At 72.5% G+C, this 20137-nt stretch carries 15 protein-coding genes and 1 tRNA gene; 10 read left to right on the forward strand and 6 right to left on the reverse strand.

All coding sequences use genetic code 11. From position 1 onward, the window contains the following. Positions 1 to 35 precede the first annotated feature (35 nt). Both IEZ08_RS21525 and IEZ08_RS21530 read right to left on the reverse strand, forming a co-directional pair. Positions 36 to 1853, reverse strand: a complete 1818-nt coding sequence (locus tag IEZ08_RS21525) for a serine/threonine-protein kinase (RefSeq protein WP_189242780.1) — start codon at positions 1851 to 1853, stop codon at positions 36 to 38. After that, complete coding sequence (locus tag IEZ08_RS21530; RefSeq protein WP_141703623.1) at positions 1850 to 3481, reverse strand: serine/threonine-protein kinase; 1632 nt, start codon at positions 3479 to 3481, stop codon at positions 1850 to 1852. The genes IEZ08_RS21525 and IEZ08_RS21530 overlap by 4 nt, the downstream gene beginning before the upstream one ends. A 359-nt stretch (positions 3482 to 3840) precedes the next feature. Between IEZ08_RS21530 and IEZ08_RS21535 the strand changes: the two genes are divergently transcribed. Further along, positions 3841 to 4791 (forward strand): GNAT family N-acetyltransferase, encoded by a 951-nt coding sequence (locus IEZ08_RS21535; protein WP_189242781.1) that lies wholly within the window; start codon positions 3841 to 3843, stop codon positions 4789 to 4791. Between the two features lie 106 nt (positions 4792 to 4897). On the opposite strand, the gene IEZ08_RS39705 is transcribed toward IEZ08_RS21535, so the two are convergent. Beyond that, a complete protein-coding gene (locus IEZ08_RS39705) occupies positions 4898 to 5197 on the reverse strand; it encodes an arylamine N-acetyltransferase (RefSeq protein WP_229803377.1) in 300 nt (99 codons plus the stop codon). Between the two features lie 417 nt (positions 5198 to 5614). Between IEZ08_RS39705 and IEZ08_RS21545 the strand changes: the two genes are divergently transcribed. The 5 genes from IEZ08_RS21545 (at position 5615) to IEZ08_RS21565 (ending at position 12564) form a co-directional block, all read left to right on the forward strand. Continuing rightward, the gene (locus IEZ08_RS21545) at positions 5615 to 6304 is read left to right on the forward strand and encodes a response regulator transcription factor (RefSeq protein ID WP_068921547.1); all 690 of its coding nucleotides are present in this window, start codon (positions 5615 to 5617) and stop codon (positions 6302 to 6304) included. A gap of 73 nt (positions 6305 to 6377) precedes the next feature. Next, on the forward strand, positions 6378 to 9656 hold the full coding sequence (locus IEZ08_RS21550; protein WP_229803379.1) for a DUF4153 domain-containing protein: 3279 nt from the start codon (positions 6378 to 6380) through the stop codon (positions 9654 to 9656). A 108-nt stretch (positions 9657 to 9764) separates the two neighbouring features. After that, positions 9765 to 10874: an alanine racemase gene (locus IEZ08_RS21555; protein WP_068921549.1), complete on the forward strand. Its 1110-nt coding sequence runs from the start codon at positions 9765 to 9767 to the stop codon at positions 10872 to 10874. A 49-nt stretch (positions 10875 to 10923) separates the two neighbouring features. Further along, positions 10924 to 11310 carry a RidA family protein gene (locus IEZ08_RS21560; RefSeq protein WP_068921550.1) on the forward strand — a complete coding sequence of 129 codons (387 nt, stop codon included), beginning with the start codon at positions 10924 to 10926 and terminating at the stop codon, positions 11308 to 11310. A 42-nt stretch (positions 11311 to 11352) separates the two neighbouring features. After that, entirely contained in the window at positions 11353 to 12564 is a 1212-nt protein-coding gene (locus tag IEZ08_RS21565; RefSeq protein WP_068921551.1) for a hypothetical protein, read from the forward strand. 85 nt (positions 12565 to 12649) lie between these two features. Here IEZ08_RS21565 and IEZ08_RS21570 read toward each other — a convergent pair whose 3' ends face one another. Next, complete coding sequence (locus IEZ08_RS21570) at positions 12650 to 13216, reverse strand: TetR/AcrR family transcriptional regulator (RefSeq protein ID WP_068921552.1); 567 nt, start codon at positions 13214 to 13216, stop codon at positions 12650 to 12652. A gap of 64 nt (positions 13217 to 13280) precedes the next feature. Here IEZ08_RS21570 and IEZ08_RS21575 point away from each other — a divergent pair, with 64 nt between their 5' ends. Continuing rightward, on the forward strand, positions 13281 to 14087 hold the full coding sequence (locus IEZ08_RS21575; protein ID WP_189242783.1) for an alpha/beta fold hydrolase: 807 nt from the start codon (positions 13281 to 13283) through the stop codon (positions 14085 to 14087). Here the strand turns inward: IEZ08_RS21575 and IEZ08_RS21580 are convergent. Further along, complete coding sequence (locus tag IEZ08_RS21580; protein ID WP_068921553.1) at positions 14039 to 14659, reverse strand: LysE family translocator; 621 nt, start codon at positions 14657 to 14659, stop codon at positions 14039 to 14041. The two genes, IEZ08_RS21575 and IEZ08_RS21580, sit on opposite strands and share 49 nt — an antisense overlap. Before the next feature lie 117 nt (positions 14660 to 14776). Between IEZ08_RS21580 and IEZ08_RS40520 the strand changes: the two genes are divergently transcribed. Continuing rightward, positions 14777 to 17539, forward strand: coding sequence for a helix-turn-helix transcriptional regulator (locus IEZ08_RS40520; RefSeq protein ID WP_308426623.1), 2763 nt, complete (start codon positions 14777 to 14779; stop codon positions 17537 to 17539). Positions 17540 to 17596: 57 nt separating this feature from the next. Here the strand turns inward: IEZ08_RS40520 and IEZ08_RS21590 are convergent, their stop codons facing one another. Then, entirely contained in the window at positions 17597 to 17974 is a 378-nt protein-coding gene (locus IEZ08_RS21590; protein ID WP_068928414.1) for a response regulator transcription factor, read from the reverse strand. 184 nt (positions 17975 to 18158) lie between these two features. Between IEZ08_RS21590 and IEZ08_RS21595 the strand changes: the two genes are divergently transcribed. Both IEZ08_RS21595 and IEZ08_RS21600 read left to right on the forward strand, forming a co-directional pair. Next, positions 18159 to 18983 (forward strand): C40 family peptidase, encoded by an 825-nt coding sequence (locus IEZ08_RS21595; protein WP_068921555.1) that lies wholly within the window; start codon positions 18159 to 18161, stop codon positions 18981 to 18983. Positions 18984 to 19066: 83 nt separating this feature from the next. Beyond that, positions 19067 to 19138, forward strand: a tRNA-Arg gene (locus IEZ08_RS21600). Positions 19139 to 20137: the final 999 nt, after the last annotated feature.

The following is a 20137-nucleotide window of genomic DNA, read 5'->3' on the forward strand; positions in this document are numbered from 1 at the left end:
GACCGGCGTTCCGCCGGGCCGTTCCCGCGGACACCTCAGCCATGGGTCTGCAGGGCCTCGGCGAGCCAGCGGGCGGTCTTCCCGGCGTTCTCCGCGAGCTTCCCGTCCGGGTCCCCCTTGACGCCGCCCCGCTCGTACTCGACCTCGGCGATCAGGTTGCTGACCCGGAAGACCACGGTCACCTTGTAGGACCCGCCGTAGAGGTTGATCGTGCTGTACGCGGCGGAGATGAACGCCTCCTCGCCGACTCCGGCCATGTCCTGGGGAGGCAGGGCCTTGGGGGTGGCCAGCTGCCCCTTGTCGAGGGTGTCCTTCTTCTTGCTCGCGAAATACTCCTTGGCCCGGTTGATCTCCGAACCGTCCTGCTTCTGGGCGACCAGCCGTACGCGCAGGTCGTATTTCTCCGCGCTCGGCTTGCGCCAGTCCCGGTTGAGCCAGTTGCACTCGGCGATCTCGACCTCGGAGCTCTGGAAGCCGGGGACCACCTCGGCGGCCTGCTCGTCGGTGAGCAGACCGCACGCCCGGGGGGCGGTGGCGAAACGGCCCTTGGTCCCGGTGGGGGTGGGCTCGGGTGCGGCCTCCTCCGGGGGACCGCCCAGCGTGGGACCGAGCAGGAGGCCGATGGTGACCGCCATGCCGGCCAGCAGCACACCCGTCAGGGCCACGATCGAGCGGGGCACGAGGATGCCCTGCGGGCCGGGCGAGAGCTGGGTCGGGGCGGTGGAGTCGTCGGACGCCCGCGACGGGGAGGCGGCATCCGGGGCGGCGACCGGGACGGGGAGGAGGTCCCGCGAGGCGGGCGGGTTCCCGTCCGGGCGCGGGCGCGCGGGAGCGGTGGCGTCGTCCTCCGGCACGGGACCGGCCTGTACGGCGGCGTCCCGCGTCGCGTCCCGCGTGGTGGACGGGGCCGGTGCGGCGGAGACGTCCGGCGCGGCGGAGGGGACCGGTGCGGCGGAGACGTCCGGCGCGGAGGCGAAAGAGTTCAGCGCGGGCAGGACCGGCGCGGGCATGGCGGGCGGCGGAGCGACGGCAGCGATCTCGGGAACGAAGGGCCGTGGTCCGACGAGAGGCGCCGCCTCCGGTACGGCCTCCGGCGACGTGGGGAGGGTGAGGGTGGCGTTCGGCCGGAGGGCGGCGGGCGCGGGCTCGGACGGGGCGGGGGGGACCGGGAGCCCGGGGAGACCGGGGAGCCCGGGACGGCCCGGGGAGATCTCCAGAAGGGCCGTGCGCACCGCGTCCGCGTCGGGACGGAGCGTGGGGTCACCGGAGAGCAGCCGTACCAGGATCGGGGCGATCGGGCCCGCGTTGCGCATCGGGGCGCCGGGAGTGGGGGTGTAGCCCTCGACGGCGGCATACAGGGTCGCGCCGAGCGACCACAGGTCCGAGGCCGGTCCGGTGACGCCTTCGGGAGCCGTGTAGGAAGGAGATCTGACCGCGGGAGCGGCCAGCAGCACCCGGTCGCCCGGACCGATCAGCACCGAGGCGGGCCGTACGTCACCGTGGACCGCTCCGCGCCGGTGAACGGTCACGATCTGGTCCAGTACGGCCAGGCCGATCGTGGCGGTCCGGGCCGGGGACACGGGGCCGTCCCGCCCGATGAGGAACTCCAGCGACGTCTGCCCCGGCTCCGTGAGCCCGCCGGACGCGGAGCTGAGGATGTCGGAACCCGGAACGGGACCGCCGAGGTTCGCGGAGCTCGACCCCAGGCTGCCCAGGCTCGATGCCGGGCCGCCCGACCCCGGAGCCGGAGCACGGGAGCCGGATGCCGGGACGCCGACGCCCGATCCGCGGCCTCCGTTGCCCGATCCGGAGCCGGCGTGCCTGCCCTGCCGGGGGGTGTCTGCGTGGTTCATCCCGCCGCCTTCTGTTTGTTCAACGCCTCCGCGACCCAGAGCGCGGCGGTGTGGGCGCCACTTCGGATCGCCGGGCCGTCCTTGGTCCCGTCCACCACGGTGTAGGCCACCTCCACGACCAGGTTGTCGACGCGGAGCGTCACGTAGCTCTGCTCAAGCCTGCCGGTCCTGCGGTTCTCGTAGACGTCGTAGCCGAACGCCTCGTCCCCGGCGGGCCGCACCGGCAGCGGACCGGTGCTCCTGGCCGAACGCGCCCCGGCCGAGATGTCCGCCCAGCTCCAGGAGAGCTGGCCGCTGGGAATGACGGCGTTGCGCTGGTTGACGAACAGCTCGTGGGCCTGGCGGGGGCTCTTGCCCCACTGCTCGTCCTGGCCGGCGGGCTCGACCACCAGCCCCTTGCCGGAGGTCGTCCACGCGCAGCCGCCCCTGTTGGTCGCCTTCCCCGCGCCGGTCAGGGCGGGCAGGAGCTGCTTGGCCCGCTCCGTGCTGATGAGCCCGCACAGGTCCACCGGGGTGGCGAAGGCGCCGGGCTTCTCGCTGAGCTTCGCCGGCGCGGCGGGCGCCGTACGGTCCTCGGTGAGGTGGACCACGCCCGCGGTGGCGGCGACGATCACCGCGACCGCGGCCACCTCGGTGACGGCCCACAGCAGCGCGCTCCGTCCGCGCGCGGGGCGGACGAGGGACGACGCCCGGCGGGTGGGGACCGATCCGGTGGGTCCCGCTCCCGTGAGCCCTGGCCGGGGCCCCGGGGGTTCCGGGGAATCGGGGAGGACGAAGGGTTCGGATGCCGGGGAGCCGGGGGCCTGACGGCCGGAGGCGATCTCCTGGAGTTCGCGGGAGACGTCGTCGAAGGACGGCCGGGCCGCGGGCAGGGGATGCAGCATGCGCATCAGCAGCGGGCCCAGCTCACCCGCGCGCTCGGGCGGCCGGGGCGGCTCGGTGAGCACCCGGCTGATCGCCGAGATGGGGGTGTCGGCGGGGTGCGGTGGCACGCCCTCGACGGCGAAGTAGAGCGTGGCGCCCAGCGACCACAGGTCGGAGTAGGTTCCTCCGCGCTCACCGCGCAGCCGTTCCGGGGCGATGTAGTTGGGGGAACCGACCAGGCGGCTGGTCTGCGCGGAGACGCCGTCGCCCTCGGCGACGGCGATGCCGAAGTCGGTGAGGACGGCCTTGCCGGTCCTGGTGAGGAAGATGTTGCCCGGCTTGACGTCCCGGTGCAGCACCCCGGCGGCGTGCGCGGCGACCAGGGCGCTGAGGATGCCCACGCCCGCGCGGGCCGCCTGGAGCGGAGGGAGCGGCCTCCGGTCCCGGACGATCTTCTCCAGCGACTCCCCGGTGAGGAGCTCCATGATGATCCACGGGCGGTCGTCCTCGACGACCACGTCGTGGATCGTGACGATGGACGGGTGCTTGAGCCGGGCGGCCAGGTTGGCCTCGCGGAGCGCGGCGGCGCAGACGTCCTGCCGCTGGAGGGGAGGCAGGTCCGGCGGGAGCCGCACCTCCTTGACCGCCACGTCGCGGCGGAGCGTCTCGTCGGAGGCGAGCCACACCGTGCCCATGCCGCCCTCGGCGAGAGGGTTGAGCAGGCGGTAACGGCCCGCCAGCACTCGCGTGTCGATCCTGCTCACCTCGTTAACCGGCCTGCCACGCCCAGAAGACCCGCTGCTCCGTCGCGGACAGCTTGTCGCCGACAAAAGATAGCCATTGACCGCGATGCGGGCCAAAGAACAGGAATCTCACTGGTCTCCTGATACCGGTCTCCTGATTCCGGGTGCATCGTCTTCTGACCCCGGGCGCACCGCCGTCCGGCGTGTCCGCCCGGTTCCGCCCGGATAAGCCGTTGATCTCGGACGGGTTGATCGATAGGCTGGCGATCCCTTCGACCACGAGGAGGTGAGGAGCGGATGTCCACCCTGATGACGCGCTCTCACCTCGGGCGGCAGGACGCCTGAGCCCGGAGAGCGCACACTCGCTTCCGGAGTTTCGCTTGTCTGATCTGATCTTCCGTCCGCTCGACACGGACGAGTTCGATGTTTTCCACCGCTACGCCACCCCGCCGACCTCCGGCGTGGGCGCGCGGACCCTCTCCTTCGAGGAACTCGGCTACCGGTCCGGATGGGTGTGGGTCGCCCTCCGCGGCGACGAGGTGGTCGCCCGGGCCGGGTTCTGGGCCCCCGACGACTTCGACCACCCGCTCAGCCTCGACTGGTTCGACCCGGGCCCCGGCCCCGAGGGGGTCGAGGCGGGCGCCGCCCTGCTCCGGGCCGCCTACGCCGCGCTGGTCACGCCCGACTACTCCTCGCCCGCCGGCGACCGCCCGGAGTACCACCTCTTCCTCCCGAGCGACTGGCGGGAGCGCCCCGACGCCCGCGCCGACGCCGAGGCCCGGATCACCGCCGCCGAGAAGGCCGGGCTGCGCATGAGGGTCGAGCGGCTGAACCTGCGCTGGGCCCCCGAGTACGGCCTGCCGCCCCGCTCCACCCGGCTCGCCTTCACCCCGGCCACCGACGACACGGTGATCGTCGAGCTGCTCTCCCGGATCCTGTCCGGCAGCCTCGACGACTGGGACCGCCGCACGACGGAGGAGAAGGGCCCGGAGGCGACCGCCCGGGAGACCCTGGCCGACCTGGCCGATCCAGGTGGGTTCCCCGGCGGGCGCGACCGCTGGCGGCTGGCGTACGACGGCGACGGGAAGCCGGTGGGCATCGTCATGCCCACCCGCAACTCCTACAACGCCACGATCGGCTACCTGGGCGTGCTCCCCGAGCACCGGGGCCACCGCTACGCCGACGACCTGGTGGCCGAGGCGCTGCACATCTTCAGCGCCGAGGGGGTGCCCCAGGTGACCGACAACACCGATGTCGGCAACGCGCCCATGGCGGCGTCGTTCGACCGGGTCGGCTACCGGGTCACCGGCCGGAGGATGATTTTCAGCTGAGGGGCGGCCCCGCCGCCGGGTGAGCCGTACGGGCCGAGAGGTTCACGGTCCGTACGGCTCAGGACCCGTGCGGCTCACGGTTCCCACGGCTCAGGGTCCGTGCGGCTCACGATCCGTTCTCCTTCCGCCAGACCTCGTGCGCGGCCACGAGCCGGTCCCAGAGCGCGGCGCGCTCGGCGGGGGCGACGTCGTCGAGGGTGAGCCCGAAGACGTCGGCCAGCAGCGCGAAGTAGTCGTCCGACGTCTCGACGGTCAGCCGGTCCTCCCGGTTGCCCACCCGGGTGAGCACCAGGCCGCGCAGAACGTCGGCGCCGGTCGCGTCACGCCGCTGGACCGTGGTCACCTGCACGAAGCCGGAGTCCGGGGACGTGGACAGGTGCTTGTGCATCTCGGCGAAAGCCGACATCTCCACAGGTTCGGGCCCGAAGTCCATGCCCAGGAAGGCGCCCCGCGGATCGTGGTCGAATCGCCAGCCGCCGGGCACCGTCTCCGACGGGCGCAGGCCGTAGGAGAAGGGCCCCCGCCGGTAGACGCCCTCGACCAGCGGGATCGGCTCGTGGAGAGCGTCCCCGATCCACGTGCGCCCGGTGCAGCAGGCGGAGTGATTCCGCGCTCGGCGGACCGTCGATTTCCATCCCGATTCGCCGTAGATATGCGGAAAAGTCGATCCTTTTGTGACGATAACCCATCACCGGCCCGTCGCCGCTCCCGGTTTCCTGCCGGGGATCGCGCCGGTGCGAGGGGCGGGTGAGACCTCCAAGCTGCGCGGAATCTTCACAATTCACCGTCAGTTGTCTGCACAGACCGCGCCTAAGCTCACGCCATGGCTACTCCTCAGCAACGACGGATCCTCGTGGTCGAGGACGACGCGACGATCGCGCGGGCCGTACGGCACCGGCTCGTCGCGGAGGGCTTCGACGTGCGGATCGCCGGGGACGGAGAGGAGGCGCTCGCGGCGTACGCGAAGGCCGAGCCCGACGTGGTGGTCCTCGACCGGCTGCTGCCCGGCCTCGACGGGCTGGAGGTCTGCCGCCGCATGCAGGCGGCCCGGCCGGTTCCGGTGCTCATGCTGACCGCGCTGGGCGAGGAGACCGACCTCCTCGTGGGGCTCGGAGTGGGCGCCGACGACTACATGGCCAAGCCGTTCAGCATGCGCGAGCTGGTCGCGCGGGTGCACGCGCTGCTGCGGCGGGTGGAGCGCGCCTCCCAGCTGGCCGCGGACGACACGGTCCTGCGGATCGGCGACGTCGAGATCGACACCGCCGAGCGACGGGTCTACGTGCGGGGGGAGGAGGTCCAGCTGACCCGGACCGAGTTCGACCTGCTGCGCCGCCTCGCGGAACGGCCGGGGCAGGTGTTCGAGCGGGAACGGCTCCTGGCCGACGTGTGGGGCTTCTCCGAGGCCGCGGCCACCCGGACGGTCGACAGCCACGTGCGGGCCCTGCGCCGCAAGCTCGGCTCCGGCGTCGTCCGCACCGTCCACGGGGTCGGCTACGCCCTCGTGCGGTCCTGACCAGCCTGTCCGTTCCGGGTCGCGGCGAACCAGTCGCCCTTCCCGGCAGTCGAACACTGAAATGCGCAGACCATTGAGACCTCTCGACTTCCTGGGCCGGATCAAAGTCAAGCTCGGCATGGTGATCCTGCTGGCCGTGGCCGCGGCGTTCCTCGTCAACGAGGTCGGCATCAACGCCGGATTCTCGCGGGACGTACGCGTCGCGGTGGCGGCGGTACTCGCGTTGATCATGGTGCAGCTGCTGGCCCGGGGGATGACCAAGCCGCTGCGGGAGATGGCCGCCGCCGCCCAGACGATCGCCGAGGGCCGGTACGGCCTGCGGGTCACGGCCACCTCCCGCGACGAGGTCGGCGAGCTCGCCCGCGCCTTCAACGCGATGGCCGCCGACCTGGGCGAGGTGGACCGGCAACGGCGTGAGCTGGTCGCCAACGTCAGCCACGAGCTGCGCACGCCGATCACCGCGCTCCGCGCGGTGCTGGAGAACGTGGTGGACGGCGTCTCCGAACCCGACCCGGCGACACTCGGGACGGCGCTGGCCCAGACCGAGCGGCTCGGGCGCCTCGTCGCCCAGCTGCTGGACCTGTCCCGGCTGGAGTCCGGGGCCCGGCTGATCGAGCCGGAGAACGTCGAACTGAGGCCCCTGTGCGAGCAGGCGCTGCGCGAGGCGGTTCTCGCCCGCGAGGAGGTGACGGCCCGCTGCGAGGTGCCCGCGGACCTGAGCGTGCGGGCCGACGCCGACCTGCTGGCCCAGGTGCTGGCGAACCTGCTGGACAACGCGGTACGGCACAGCCCCGCGGGCGGCGTGGTGGTGCTCTCCGCCGGCTGCGAGGGGCCCGGCGTACGGCTGCGTGTGATCGACCAGGGGCCCGGAATCCCCGAGGAGGACCGGGCCAGGGCCTTCGAGCGCTTCTCCCGCCTGGACGCGGGGCGGGCGGCGGACGACGGCGGCGCCGGGCTGGGCCTGGCCATCACCAAGGAGATCGTCGAGCTTCACGGCGGCTCCATCCGCGTCGAAGACGGCGTCGGCTGCCGCATCGCGGTCGACCTCCCCGAAAGGATCACGATGGACACGTCGTCCCCTCCGGATCCCCCTGCGCCCGCGGGGTCCGCTCCTGTTTCCTCCGCGTCTCCCGGGGCCATCGCTCCGGAGGCTCACGACGGTTCCGTCCAGGAGGCCGGAGTGCTCCCCGGACCGGGTTCCGAATCGCGGTCCCAAGGGGACGCTCCAGCTGTCACAGCCGTCACAGCCGACGCCCCGGCCGATGGCGGCTCCCCGGAATCTGCCGAGCCGTCGTCTCCGGAAGCGTCGTCTCCGGGGGCATCGTCTCCGGAATCGTCGTCTCCGGGGGCGTCGTCTCCGGCCCCGGAGCTCTCCGACGCGCCGCCGGCCTCGGACACGTCCCCGGAACCGGCGTCCCCCGGCGCGCCCCCGGAGCCGGTCCCGTCCCCGCCCGGCGGTTTCCCGGTCGCGCCGTTCCCGAAGCCCGAGCTCTCCTCCCCGGCGCCCGCACCACCCGTGCCCGCCGCGGCTTCCGCGCCCGTACGATCCGGGGCCGGGGGCCCCGCGTTCGCGCCCCCGGAGCAGGTCCGCAGCTGGTGGGGGGCGATCGCCGGATTCTTCGTCGGCGGGGTCATCGGGCTGTTCGTCGGCGTGCTCGTCGGCTTCGTCGTCAGCTCCCTGGAGCTCGGGCTCGGCCTGGCGCTGGGAGTGCTCGCCCCGGTGGTCGGAGCGTTCATCGGCACGGTCATCGGGGCCACCACGCCGCCCAGCGGCATGTGGACCGGTTACGAGCAGCCCGGGTCCCGTACGGCGGCGCCGGGCGGCGGGACACCGGACGACACGGGCTGGGGCCAGGCGAACGGCGGCTACGTGGCGCCGTCGGTCCTCCCCCGGCCCGAGCTGCCGGACACCCCGCGGTGGGTGCTCGCCGCCTGCGCGCTCGTGGGTGTGCTCGCGGCGGTCGCCCTGCCGGGCAGCGCGGCGGGTCTGGGGATCGCGCTGGTGGCGGTCGCCATGGGGGCGGCGTCGCTGCCGGCCGTGCGCCGCCGGCTCACTCCCTGGTCGATCGGGATGGGAGTGATCGCGTACGGACTCGTCGCGGTGGCGGTCTTCCGGGACGCCGACTGGCTCATCGGGTTGCTGCTCCTCGCCGGGTTCCTGATGGCCGCGCTCGCTCTGTCGGGGGCCGGGCGCGGCTGGCTCGGGGTGATCAGGGGCGGGTTCTCGGTGGTGCTGGGGCTGCTGCCGGTGCCGTGGTTCCTGGCCGCGCCGGTGAAGGGGAGGGGGACGGCGGCCCGGCGACGGCTGGTGCCCACGCTCCTCGGACTCGGGATCACCGTCGTGCTGGTCGCGATCTTCGGTGCGCTGTTCGCCTCGGCGGACGCGGTGTTCGCCGAGGCGGTGGAGCGGGTGTTCACCGTGAACTGGGCGGAGGACCTGCCGCTGCGAATCATGGTGTTCGTGGTCTTCGCGGTGGCCGTCGCCTCGTCCGTGCTGGTGGGCCTGCGGCCGGTCGTCGAGCCGAAGGGGCCCGACGTGCGGCTGCGGGTCGGCCGGGGGCTGTGGGTGACGCCGCTGGTCGCGCTCAACCTGCTCTTCGGCACGTTCGTGGTGATGCAGCTGGCGGTCCTGTTCGGCAGCGACCGGTGGCTGGTGTCGACCACCGGTCTCACCTACGCCGAGTACGCCCGTTCGGGCTTCTTCCAGCTGGTGGTCGTCAGCGTGTTCGTCCTGGCGATCGTGGCGCTCGCCTCGGGGGCGCTCGAACTGCAGGGCCGGGACCGGTGGCTGATGGCCGGGCTGCTCGGCCTGCTGTCCGCTCTGACGGTGGTGATCCTGATCTCCGCCATGTACCGGCTGGACCTCTACGTCGACGCCTACGGCTACACCCGGCTCCGCGCCTCGGTCGGGGCGGCCATCTGGTGGCTGGGCGGGATCTTCGCGCTGGTCCTCGTCGCGGGCGCGGTACGGCTCACCGGCCGGGCCGCCGGCTGGCTGCCGCGGAGCGCGGTCGTGATGACGGGCGCGGGCCTGCTGGCCTTCGCGATCTGGAACCCGGACCTGCGGGTGGCCGAGTCCCAGCTCAGCATCCGGGGTGTGGACCGGCTGGACCAGGCGTACCTCAGCGATCTCGGGGCGGAGGCCGTACCGGCGCTGGACCGGCTGCCCGAACCGACCCGCAGCTGTGTGCTGCGGGAGGTGGTCCAGATCAACCGGCTCGACCGCCCCGATCCGTGGAACGGCTGGAACCTCGCCAGGGAACGGGCGCGGCAGCTGCTCGCCGAACGGCCGGTTCCGTCCGGGCCCTCCTGCGTCTCCGGGCGGACGGACTGGATCCCGAACCAGGATTGACCCGGGATCGGGGGATCGCGGGGTGGTCCGGATCCTCGCCCCGGCCGTGAGGATAGGGTCCTCGGGAGGCGGCCGCGGTGGGCCGCCGGCGGACGAGAGGGGCGGCGGGTGAAGGGGATCGTGGATCCCGGCAGGGTCGTGGGCGAGTCGCTGTTCGGGGGAGCGTTCACCTTCCCGGTGATGGTCCTGCACCGGAGCGCTCTGCGGCACAACATCGCCACACTCGCCGGCTTCGCGCGCGAACACGGGCTGACGCTCGTCCCCCACGCCAAGACGACCATGTCGCCCGAGATCGTCCGGGCACAGCTCGACGCGGGAGCCTGGGGCCTGACCGCCGCCACCCCGAGCCAGGCGCTCACCCTGTGCGAGTTCGGGGTGTCCCGCGTGCTGCTCGCCAACCAGATCTTCGACCCGGCCGCGCTCGACGCCCTGGCGGCACGGCTCGCCGGGGACCCGTCGTTCGAGTTCCTCTGCTTCGTGGACTCGGTGGCCGGAGTGGAGAAGCTGGGCGAACACGCCGGGCCCCGGCCGTTCCGGGTCTTGGCCGAGCTGGGCCACGAGGGCGGGCGGGCCGGCAGCCGGACCCTGGAGGAGCTGCTGGAGGTCGCCGCCGCGGCCCAGGCGACACCCGGTGTGGAGCTCGCCGGCGTGGCCGGGTACGAGGGCTCGCTGCCCTCGGCCGCCGAGGTCCGGCGCTACCTGCACCGGCTGATGGAGGCTCTGGAGCACCTGCGGGTCAGGAACCCGATCCTGTCGGTGGGCGGCAGCCAGTGGTTCGACGTGATCGGCCGGGAGCTGGCCGCCTGCCAGGCAACGATCATGCTCCGGAGCGGGGCGTACGTCTCCCACGACGACGGTTACTACCGCGAGCGCACGCCGTACACCCGGATCGAGGGCGAGCTCCGTCCCGCGCTGGAGATCTGGGCGCACGTGCTGTCCGTCCCCGAGCCCGGTCTGGCCGTCGTCGGGTTCGGCAAGCGGGACGCCCCCTTCGACGAGGGGCTGCCGGTGCCACGCGGCGCGGTCGAGGGCGCTACCGTTCTCAAGGTCCAGGACCAGCACGCGGTCCTGCGGCTCGCGCCGGACTCCCCGGTGCGGCCGGGGGACCTGGTGTCGTTCGGGATCTCCCATCCGTGCACCGCCTTCGACAAGTGGCGGGCCATGCCGGTGGTGGACGACGACTACACCGTGGTGGACCTGATCACCACCTGTTTCTAGGGTTTCCCAGGGGCGCCCGGATCTCCCGGGCTCGGACAAGGACGGACAGATGAGCGGCAAGGTTGAGCTGCGGACCGACGAGGGCGCGGCGCCGGTCGGCGCCTACTCCCAGGGTCTCGTGATCGGCGACTTCGTCTACACCTCGGGCATGGGCCCGCTGGACCCGGTGACCGGCGAGGTCGTCGGCTCCGACGTGGCCGAGCAGACCCACCAGACGATGCGCAACCTCGGTGCGGTCCTCGCGGCGCACGGCCTGGGCTTCGACGACGTGGTGAAGTCGACGGTGCACCTGCAGCACCTCAAGCGCGACTTCGCCGCCTACAACGAGGCCTACAAGTCCTACTTCACCAAGCCCTACCCGGTCCGCACGACCGTCGGCTCCGACCTGATGGACATCCTGGTCGAGATCGACTTCGTGGCATACAAGGGGCGTTAGAGTCCGACCAGAGGCTGACCGACAGCGGGAGGGGGCGGCGGCTTGGACAGCTCGGTGTACGTCTACGTCGAGGACGTGCGAGGCGAGGGCCTGCAGCCGGTCCTCGACCGCGTCGCCGGATACGGCGTGACCGGCGTGACCGTGGCCGCCGCCTACCACCGCACCCGGGACGTGACCCCGCACGGCTCGTCCCGGGTGACGATCCGCCGGGACGGGGTGCACTTCCTCCCGCCCGCGGACCTGTTCGGCGGGCTCCGCCTGGTCCCGCCCGTCCAGGCGGGGGCGGAGGAGGCACCCCTGGCCGCGCTCCGCAGGGCCACCGCCGAGCGCGGGCTCAAACTGCACGGCTGGACCGTGTTCCTGCACAGCGTGACCCTCGGCGACGTCCACCCCGACGTGACCGTGCGCAACTGCTTCGGCGACCGGGGCTCGCTCGCCGACCTGTGCCCGTCCCACCCCGACGTGCGCCTCTACGCGGTCGCGCTGGCCCGGGCCGTGGCCCGGCAGGGCGTCGACAGCGTGGTCGCCGAGGGACTGCACTTCGGCGCCTTCGGGCACGGCTACCACCACGAGCGGAGCTTCGTCGCGCTCGGGCCGATGGACCTGTTCCTGATCGGGCTGTGCTTCTGCGACTTCTGCATGCGCCGCGCCGCCGATCTGGGCGTCGACGCCGAGGCGGCCCGCCACGAGTGCGCCAGGATCGTGGGCGGCGTGCTCGACGGCGACCCGCCCGCCGAGGGGGAGGTGACCCGGGCGGCGCTGACCGCCTACGCCGGTCCCGAGGTGGTGGCCTACGCGCGGGCCCGCTCCGAGGCGGTGACGTCCCTGGTGTCCGAGATCGCCGCGGCCGTCGCCGACGAGGGGTCGCGCCTGGTCTTCCTGGACGGCACCGGGGCGGTGAAGGGGTACGCCGACGGCCTGCCCTCGCCGGTTCTCGCCGCGCACGACGCCTGGCAGCTCGGGGTGGACGTGGTCGCCCTCGGCGACCTGGTGCCCTCGCTCGGGGTGCTCGGCTACGCCCGGGACGCCGCCCGGGTCGCCGACGACGTGGGCGCCTACCGCCGTTCGACGGGCAAGGAGCGGGAACTGCGGGTCGTGCTCAGGCCCGGCCCGCCCGACACGGACTCGGCCGACCGTCTCGCCGCCAAGGTCCGCGCGGTCCGGGCCGCCGGGGCCGACGCGGTGGACTTCTACGCCTACGGGCTGATGCCGTACCCGATCCTCGACCGCATTCCGGCCGCGCTCTCAAGCTGAGCCGCACGCCCGGATCCGGGGACGCCGGGTCCGGGGATCAGGGGGGCCGGGCTCAGGCCGGTGGCCGGGGACGCCGGATCCGGGATCAGGCCGGTGATCGGGCCGGGGCGGATCCGTCGAGCACCGTCCGCACCGCCTCGGCGGCGAAACCCTCGTCGAGGGGGAGCCCGCGGAAGACCGTTCGCAGCCAGACCGCGCCGCCCAGCAGGTCCGTGATCAGCATCGGGTCGGCGTCCTCACGGAGCTCGCCGCGCCGCCTGGCCCGCTCGAAGATCTGCTCCTCTCGGGCGAACCGGTCGGCGAAGAAGCGGCGGGCCGTCTCCGCCAGCTCGGGATGGTGGACGGCGGCGCCGAGCGCGGCCACCGCGACATCGGCCGCCGGGGGCCGGGTGAGCAGCGCGGCGATGCCCCGGACCAGCGCCTCCAGGTCGCCGCGGAGGCTCCCGGTGTCCGGCGCCTCCATGGCCAGGGTGTCGGCCTCGACGAGCGCGGCGGCCAGCAGCGCGGCCTTGGAGGGCCACCAGCGGTAGATCGTGGTCTTGTTGACCCCGGAGCGCTCCGCCACCCCCTCGACGGTCAGCCCCTCGTATCCCCTCTCGGCGAGCTGGGCCAGTGTCGCCTGGAAGATCTCCTGTTGCTTGCGCGGTGCCATGGATCTCAGGGTAGCGTGTTGCACAACGCAACGGTGCGTTGTGTTTCTGGATCGGGAGGTTCTCATGGTGCCGGTCGTCTTCGTTCACGGAATCCGCGTCAGCGCGACCATGTGGGGTCCGGTGATGGACCGCCTCGATCGGCCCGCCGTGGCGGTGGACCTGCCCGGGCACGGGACCCGGCGGGGAGAGCCGTTCACGATGGAGGCGGCGACGTCGGCGGTGGCCGCCGCGATCGACGAGGTCGGCGGGCGGGCGTTCGTGACCGGGCTCTCCCTCGGCGGCTACGTCGGGATCGCCGTGGCCGAGCGGTTCCCCGGACGGGTGGCGGGACTGGCCGCCCTGGGATGCACGGCCCTGCCCGGCCGCTACGCCTGGATCTACCGGTCCCTGGCCTCCCTGGCCGCCCGGGACCCGTCCCTGGCCGACAGGATCAGCGCGTACGGCCTGCGCCGCGCCCTGCCCGGTCCGGCCGGAGAGGCGATGGTGGCCGGAGGGCTGTCCTGCGCGGTGATGCCCCAGGCCGTCACCGCCGTCGCCGGGCATGACCAGCTGGCGGCGCTGTCGGCGTATCCGGGGCGGGTGTGGCTGGTCAACGGCGCCCGCGACCCGTTCCGCGCGAACGAGCGCGACTTCCTGCGGGCCTGCCGGGACGGACGGCTGATCCTGGTCCCGCGCCGCGGGCACCTGGGCGTGCTCGCCGCGCCCGGGCCGCTGGCCCGCCTGCTGGGCGACCTGTACGACCAGGCGGACGGAGGCCGGGCCGGACGGCCGGAGAGCGGAGCCGGGGATCGGGCGGGACGGCCGGAGAAGGGGGCCGGAGATCAGACCGGGCGGCTGGAGAGCGCGGTCGCCACGCCGAGCCCCAGGTAGACCGCACCGCTGACGTAGCCCAGCGACCTCGTCCGGTTCCGCAGCCGCCTGCCGAGCGCACCCGCGCCCGCGGCGTAGATCATGTCGGAGATCAGCCCCAGGAGCAGCAGCGTGCCGCCCAGGATGACGATCTGCAGCGGCACGGCTCCGGCCTCCGGGACGACGAACTGGGGCAGCAGCGCCAGGAAGAAGAGGGTCACCTTGGGATTCAGCACGTTGACGAGGACGCCTTCGAGGAAGACCGCGCGCAGCGGCTGCGGGGCGGTCTCCCGGGTGGCGAACTCCTGCCTGCTGGTCAGGGCCCGGACTCCCAGGTAGAGGAGATAGAGCACGCCCGCCCACTTGATCACGTTGAACAGGGTCGCCGACCGGGCGATCACGTACGAGAGCCCGGCGGCGGCCGCGGCGATGTGCACCAGCGTGCCGGCCTCCACGCCGAACGCGCTGGCCATCGCCGCCGCCCGGCCCTGCGAGATGCCGCGGGCGGCGATGTAGAGGTGGTTCGGGCCCGGGATGAGCACCAGCGCGAGGGAGGCCACCACGAACAGCAGGAATGTGGACATCGACACCATGGGCCTGACACTAGGGGGAGTTCCGGTGTCGCGGTGAGGCCAATCCGCCGGTGAATCGGTGGACCAATCGGATTGCCGGTGGTCCGTGACATACTCGCCGTTGTGGGGTCGCAAAAGGTGCATAGCACCCTGGTGGGACGGCTGGTCGAGATCGATCGGCTGCTCACCGTGCTGCAGTCCGCGGCCGGAGGCATGGCTGGGGTCGCCCTGGTGGGCGGGGACGCGGGCATCGGCAAGACCCGGCTGGTGACGGAGCTGGCCGAGCGGGCCAGGGAGAAGGGCTTCGCCGTACTCATCGGGCAGTGCGCGGAGCTCGGCGACGCCCTGCCGTACCTCCCGCTGGCCGACGCCCTGCGCGGCGCGCAGGGGGAGCTGCGCGCGGCGATCGAGGAGCGCCCCCTGCTGGGCAGGCTGCTGCCCGGGGTCGCCGACGCCGGGCCCGAGAGCGCCTCGGGCCTCACCCAGCAGCAGCTGTTCGGCTCGGTCCTCGGGTTCCTGGCCACCCAGCCGATACTGCTGATCATGGAAGACCTGCACTGGGCCGACCAGTCGACCCGTGACCTGCTCGTCTTCCTCAGCCGGATGCTCCAGACCGAACGGGTCTGCCTGGTCGGCACCTACCGCACCGACGACCTGCACCGGCGTCACCCCCTCCGCAGGGTCCTCGCCGAGCTCAAGCGCCTTCCCCTGGTCACCTCCGTCGAGCTGAGCCCGCTCGACCGCGGGGAGATGGCCGACTACGTCGCCACGCTCGGCGGCACCGACGTCCGGATGATCGACGAGGTGGTCGAGCGCGCCGAGGGCAATCCCTTCTACGCCGAGGAACTGCTGGAGGCCGCGATCGAGGGCTGCTCGATGCCCGACGGCCTGGCCAGCCTGCTGCTCTCCCGGGCCGAGATGCTCTCCGACCCCGCCCAGCGGGTGCTGCGCGGCGCGGCCGTCGCGGGGCGGCGGGTCGACCACGACCTCCTCCAGGAGGCCTCAGGCCTGGACGACATGGCCTTCGAAGAGGCCATGAGAGAGATCGTCTCGCGAGGGCTGCTGCAGCCCTCCGGCGAGTACGGCTACGCCTTCCGGCACGCGCTGCTCCAGGAGGCCGTCTACACCGACCTGCTGCCCGGCGAGCGGACCCGCCTGCACGCCGAGTTCGCCCGGCTGCTGACGGCCCGCAAGGGCGCCGCGGCGGAACTCGCCCACCACTACCTGGCCAGCCACGACCTCGCCGGGGCGCTGGCCGCCTCGGTCGAGGCCGGGCGCCGCGCCGAGCGGCTCGGCGCGCCCGCCGAGGCCCACCGCCACTACGAGCAGGCCCTCAGCCTCTGGGACCGGGTCGACGACGCCGAACGCCTCGCCGGGACCGACCACCTGCGCCTCTCCATGCGCAGCGCCGCCGCGGCGGCCGACAGCGGCGACAACCACCGGGCCATCGCCCAGCTGCGGAGGCTGCCGCCGTCGGCCGAGGTCAACGAGAGACTGGCCTACGTCCTCATCGACAAGGGCGACGAGGCGGACGAGGAGGGAGCCATCGCCGCGGCCCGGGCCGCCGTCGAGGCGGCGGAGGAGGAGCCCGTACTCGCCCGGGCCCTGGCGACCTACGCGCGCGCGCTCTACTGGACCGACCGGGACGACGAGGTGGAGTCACTCGCGTTGCGGGCGATCGAGAAGGCCCGCGCCAGCGGCGCCACCGACGCGGAGACCAGCGCGCTGATCACCCTGGGCTCCTTCGCCGCGCTCGGCGGGGACATCACCCGGGCCAAGGAACTGCTCGCGTGCGCCTCGGCGGAACAATCCGGCGATCTGGCCATCGACCTGCGAGCGATCTTCCAGTACGCCCGGTTCCAGTACGAGACCGGTGACCTGGCCGAGGCGGCGGTCACCACCGACCGGGGCCTGCGGCTGGCCCACGAGACCGGGCTCGACTGGAGCACCTTCGGAACCGACCTGCGCTTCCTGCGCCTGCTGATCCACTATGTGGCGGGGGAGTGGGACGCGGCGGAGAAGGTCGCGTCCGGGTTCGGCATCCGGGTGGGAACCCCGGCCGAGGCGCTGCTCTCCTCCTTCGCCCTCTTCGTCGAGGTGGCGCGGGGCCTGCCCGCCGTGGAGGAACGCCTCTCCTGGATGGCGCCCTTCCACTCCGACGCGTTCGTCTCCTACATGGGACACGGTCTGGCCGCCGAACACGCCCTGTGGCGAGGCGACCCGGAGAGCGCGCTCGGCCACATCGAGACGGCGCTGGGGACCACCCATCCCGGCAATCCCGCCGCCATCCGGCTCAGCGCGACCGGTCTGTGGGCGCTGGCGGACCTGGGACGCGCCGAGGCCGCCGACGTCCTCCTGGAGCGGGCCAGGGCGCCCGTCACCGGCGGCCAGGGATCAGGCCAGGGCTGGATCGGGCCCGAGGGGATGGCCTGGCTGGCCCGGGCGGAGGCCGAGTGGCACCGCGCCCACGGGCGCCTCGACGTCGACGCCTGGCGCGCGGTGGTCGAGGCGTTCGACTTCGGCTTCGTCTACGAGGTCGCCCGCTCGCGCTGGAGGCTGGCGGAGGCGCTGCTGGCGGCCGGTGACCGTGACACGGCGCGGGAGGAGTGGGAACGGGCGGTCGAGGCCGCCGCCTCCCTGGGCGCCCGGCCGCTCGGAGCGGCCCTGGAGGAGCTGGGCCGCCGGGCGAGGTTCACCTCGGCGCAGTCGGGGCTGCTGACGAGCCGGGAGCAGGAGGTGCTGGAGCTCGTGGCCGAAGGCCTGTCCAACCGTGAGATCGCCGAGCGGCTGTTCATCGCGCAGAAGACGGTGAGCGTGCACGTCTCCAACATCCTGGGCAAGCTGGGCGTGTCCTCCCGTACCCAGGCCGCCGCCGTCGCGCGCAGGGAAGGCCTCGTCTGAGACCGGCCCGGCGGCGGTGACCGGCGCGGCCACGGCCGTCAGGCGCTGCGGGGGCCGTCAGGCGCTGCGAGCCGAGAGCGCGAGGTCGCGGACGACCTGGATGAGCTCGGCCGGGTCGAACGGCTTGGTGAGGTAGGCGTCCACCCCGATGGCGAACCCCCGCCGCTTGTCGTCCTCCTGGGCGCGAGCGGTGATCAGGACCACCTTGATGTGCCTGGTGCTGTCATCGCTCCGCAGCCGGGTGGCGGTCGTCCAGCCGTCCATCCGGGGCATCATCACATCCAGCGTGACCACGTCGGGTTGCACATCCCCCACCCGATCCAGGCAGTTCTGCCCGTCGAAGGCGGTCTCCACCTGGAACCCCTCCAGGGTCAGGTTGACCGCGATGAGTTGTCGGATGACCTCGTCATCATCCACTACCAGAACTTTGCCCAGAAGCTCTCCCACGGCCGCCAAGCTAGCTCTTCGGGATCGATCACGCGCGGGTTTCTGCGGATGTGTACGCGGACTTGTCCACAGCCGACAGGTTTTCCCCAGAATAAGACTCGGTTCATTGGCGATCATTCCTTCCCGCCGATCCTGGGGCCTCGATCATCCATCGAGATCAGGAGACCTGAACGTGATCGCCACATTCATCACCGCCACCGTCCTCGCCGCGACCGTCACGGGCGGTCTGGGGGTCGCGGAGACGCGGTGGCCCTGCCCGCGAGCGCTCGCCCAGCTGCCGGACCACGTCCGGCGCTGGATTCCCGAGAGTCTGCTCGCCCTGGCCGCCACCGGCTGCCGGACGGGACGACCGGAAACCGCCGGCTCACGGTCCCCGGAGACGCCTGACCGGATCCACCGGCCCGCCGCCCCGCCGCCCTTTCACGGCTCCGGACCGGAGAGCCCGGCGCGGCGGCAACCCGCACCGGAGCATCCCGAGCAGGGAAAGGCCGAGAAGAGGAAGCCCGAGTTCAGGAAGCCTGAGCTGAAGAAGCCCGAGCCTGGAAAGCCCGGGTCCGGGAAGTCCGAGCCGTCACGGCGGCAGCCCAGGCGGCCGGACCGTCCCTCGCCCGGTCAGATCGCGGTGGCCGCGGCGCTCCGCCAGGTCGGCACGCCGTACGTCTGGGGCGGAGGGTCGAGCACCGGCCCGACCCGTGGCGGCTTCGACTGCTCCGGTCTCGCCCTGCACGCCTGGGCGAAAGCCGGAGTCACGCTGACCCACTACACCGGCACCCAGTTCCGGCAGGGTCATCGCGTGCCGTTCTCCCAGCTCCGCCCCGGTGACCTCGTCTTCTTCGGAGGCGGCGCCGGCGCCCCCGCCCACGTCGGCCTCTACGTGAAGAACGGCGTCATGGTCCACGCACCCAAGACCGGTGACGTCGTCAAGACCACCGCCTTCGCCGACTCCCCCTACTACCGTGCCCGCTACCGCGGAGCCGTCCGCCCGTCCCCCCGCTGAGGACCGATTCCCCAGTAGATCACTCGCTTCACGTTATGGAGTGTCAGTTCCCCTCCGGATGCTGGTAATCTAGTTACGCGTTGGCCCCCTTAGCTCAGGGGATAGAGCACCGGCCTCCGGAGCCGGGAGCGCAAGTTCGAATCTTGCAGGGGGCACCGACCGAGACCAGCTCACACATCGTGTGAGCTGGTCTTCTGCTTCTCCGGCTCTTGGATGGTTTCGTCGCCTTGCGTCGCCGCTCGACGCCCGGCGACGGGTTCTGCGGGCAGGACACGGGCAGCGATCACGACGTGCTGGTTGCACCGTACCTGGAGAGCGTGAACGGGAAGCGCCAGCGCATCTGCTGAATACGGGTAATCATGATCATGTCTGAGGAGATGGTCACAGTTCCCCATCGCTGCTTGCGAAGGCAGGGTGGAGACGGTGTAAACCGATCACCATCAAGGCATGAAGTCGTGGCCAGGATTAACCTGGGTGGCCTCTGCGGTGCTTGGTGCGTCAGTGACCGCAGGCCTGCTATGGGTTCTCGGTCCAGGTGCGGTATGGGTGTTGGAACACTTCGACGGAGTCACTGGGCTGACAGGCAAGGACCTCGCGGCTGCACTGGACGCGGTCCGTGGGCGGGCCCTGGCCATCGCTACTGGACTGGTCGCACTGTTGGCGGTTTTCTACACTGCCCGTAACGCTGATACTGCCCGGCGAACTTTCGCCTGCGGCTGACCCATGACTGGATGTTCGACAAGCACCGCTGGCTGCTGTGGGAAGACCTCGACGACTACAGGTGATCCTTAGCGGCTGTCGAAGGGGTCCTGCATTGAAGTACCTTGAGCGGCGATAAAAATCCGGCTTAACGCAACTCAGGAATCCCGTCCGGAGAGGGTCTGGCGACGATGAGGACGCAGGCGGCAGTGGGAGGCGGCCGGACAGGAGGCGGCGGGAACCGGAGACGCCAAGGGCTGGGAAGCGGCCGGGCCGGAGGCGGTCGGACGGGTTCGGGGTGGGTACGGCTCCGGTGGGGCGTCCGCTGCGCCGTACCGGTCAGGCTCCTGCGCGGTGGAGGGAGTCCAGGCGGGCCATCTCGTCAGAGGAGAGTGGCAGCGCGCCGGCGGCGATGTTGTCGGCCAGGTGGTCCGGGTTGCCGGTGCCGGGGATGG

Source organism: Planobispora rosea (assembly GCF_014648175.1).
Lineage (GTDB): Bacteria > Actinomycetota > Actinomycetes > Streptosporangiales > Streptosporangiaceae > Planobispora > Planobispora rosea.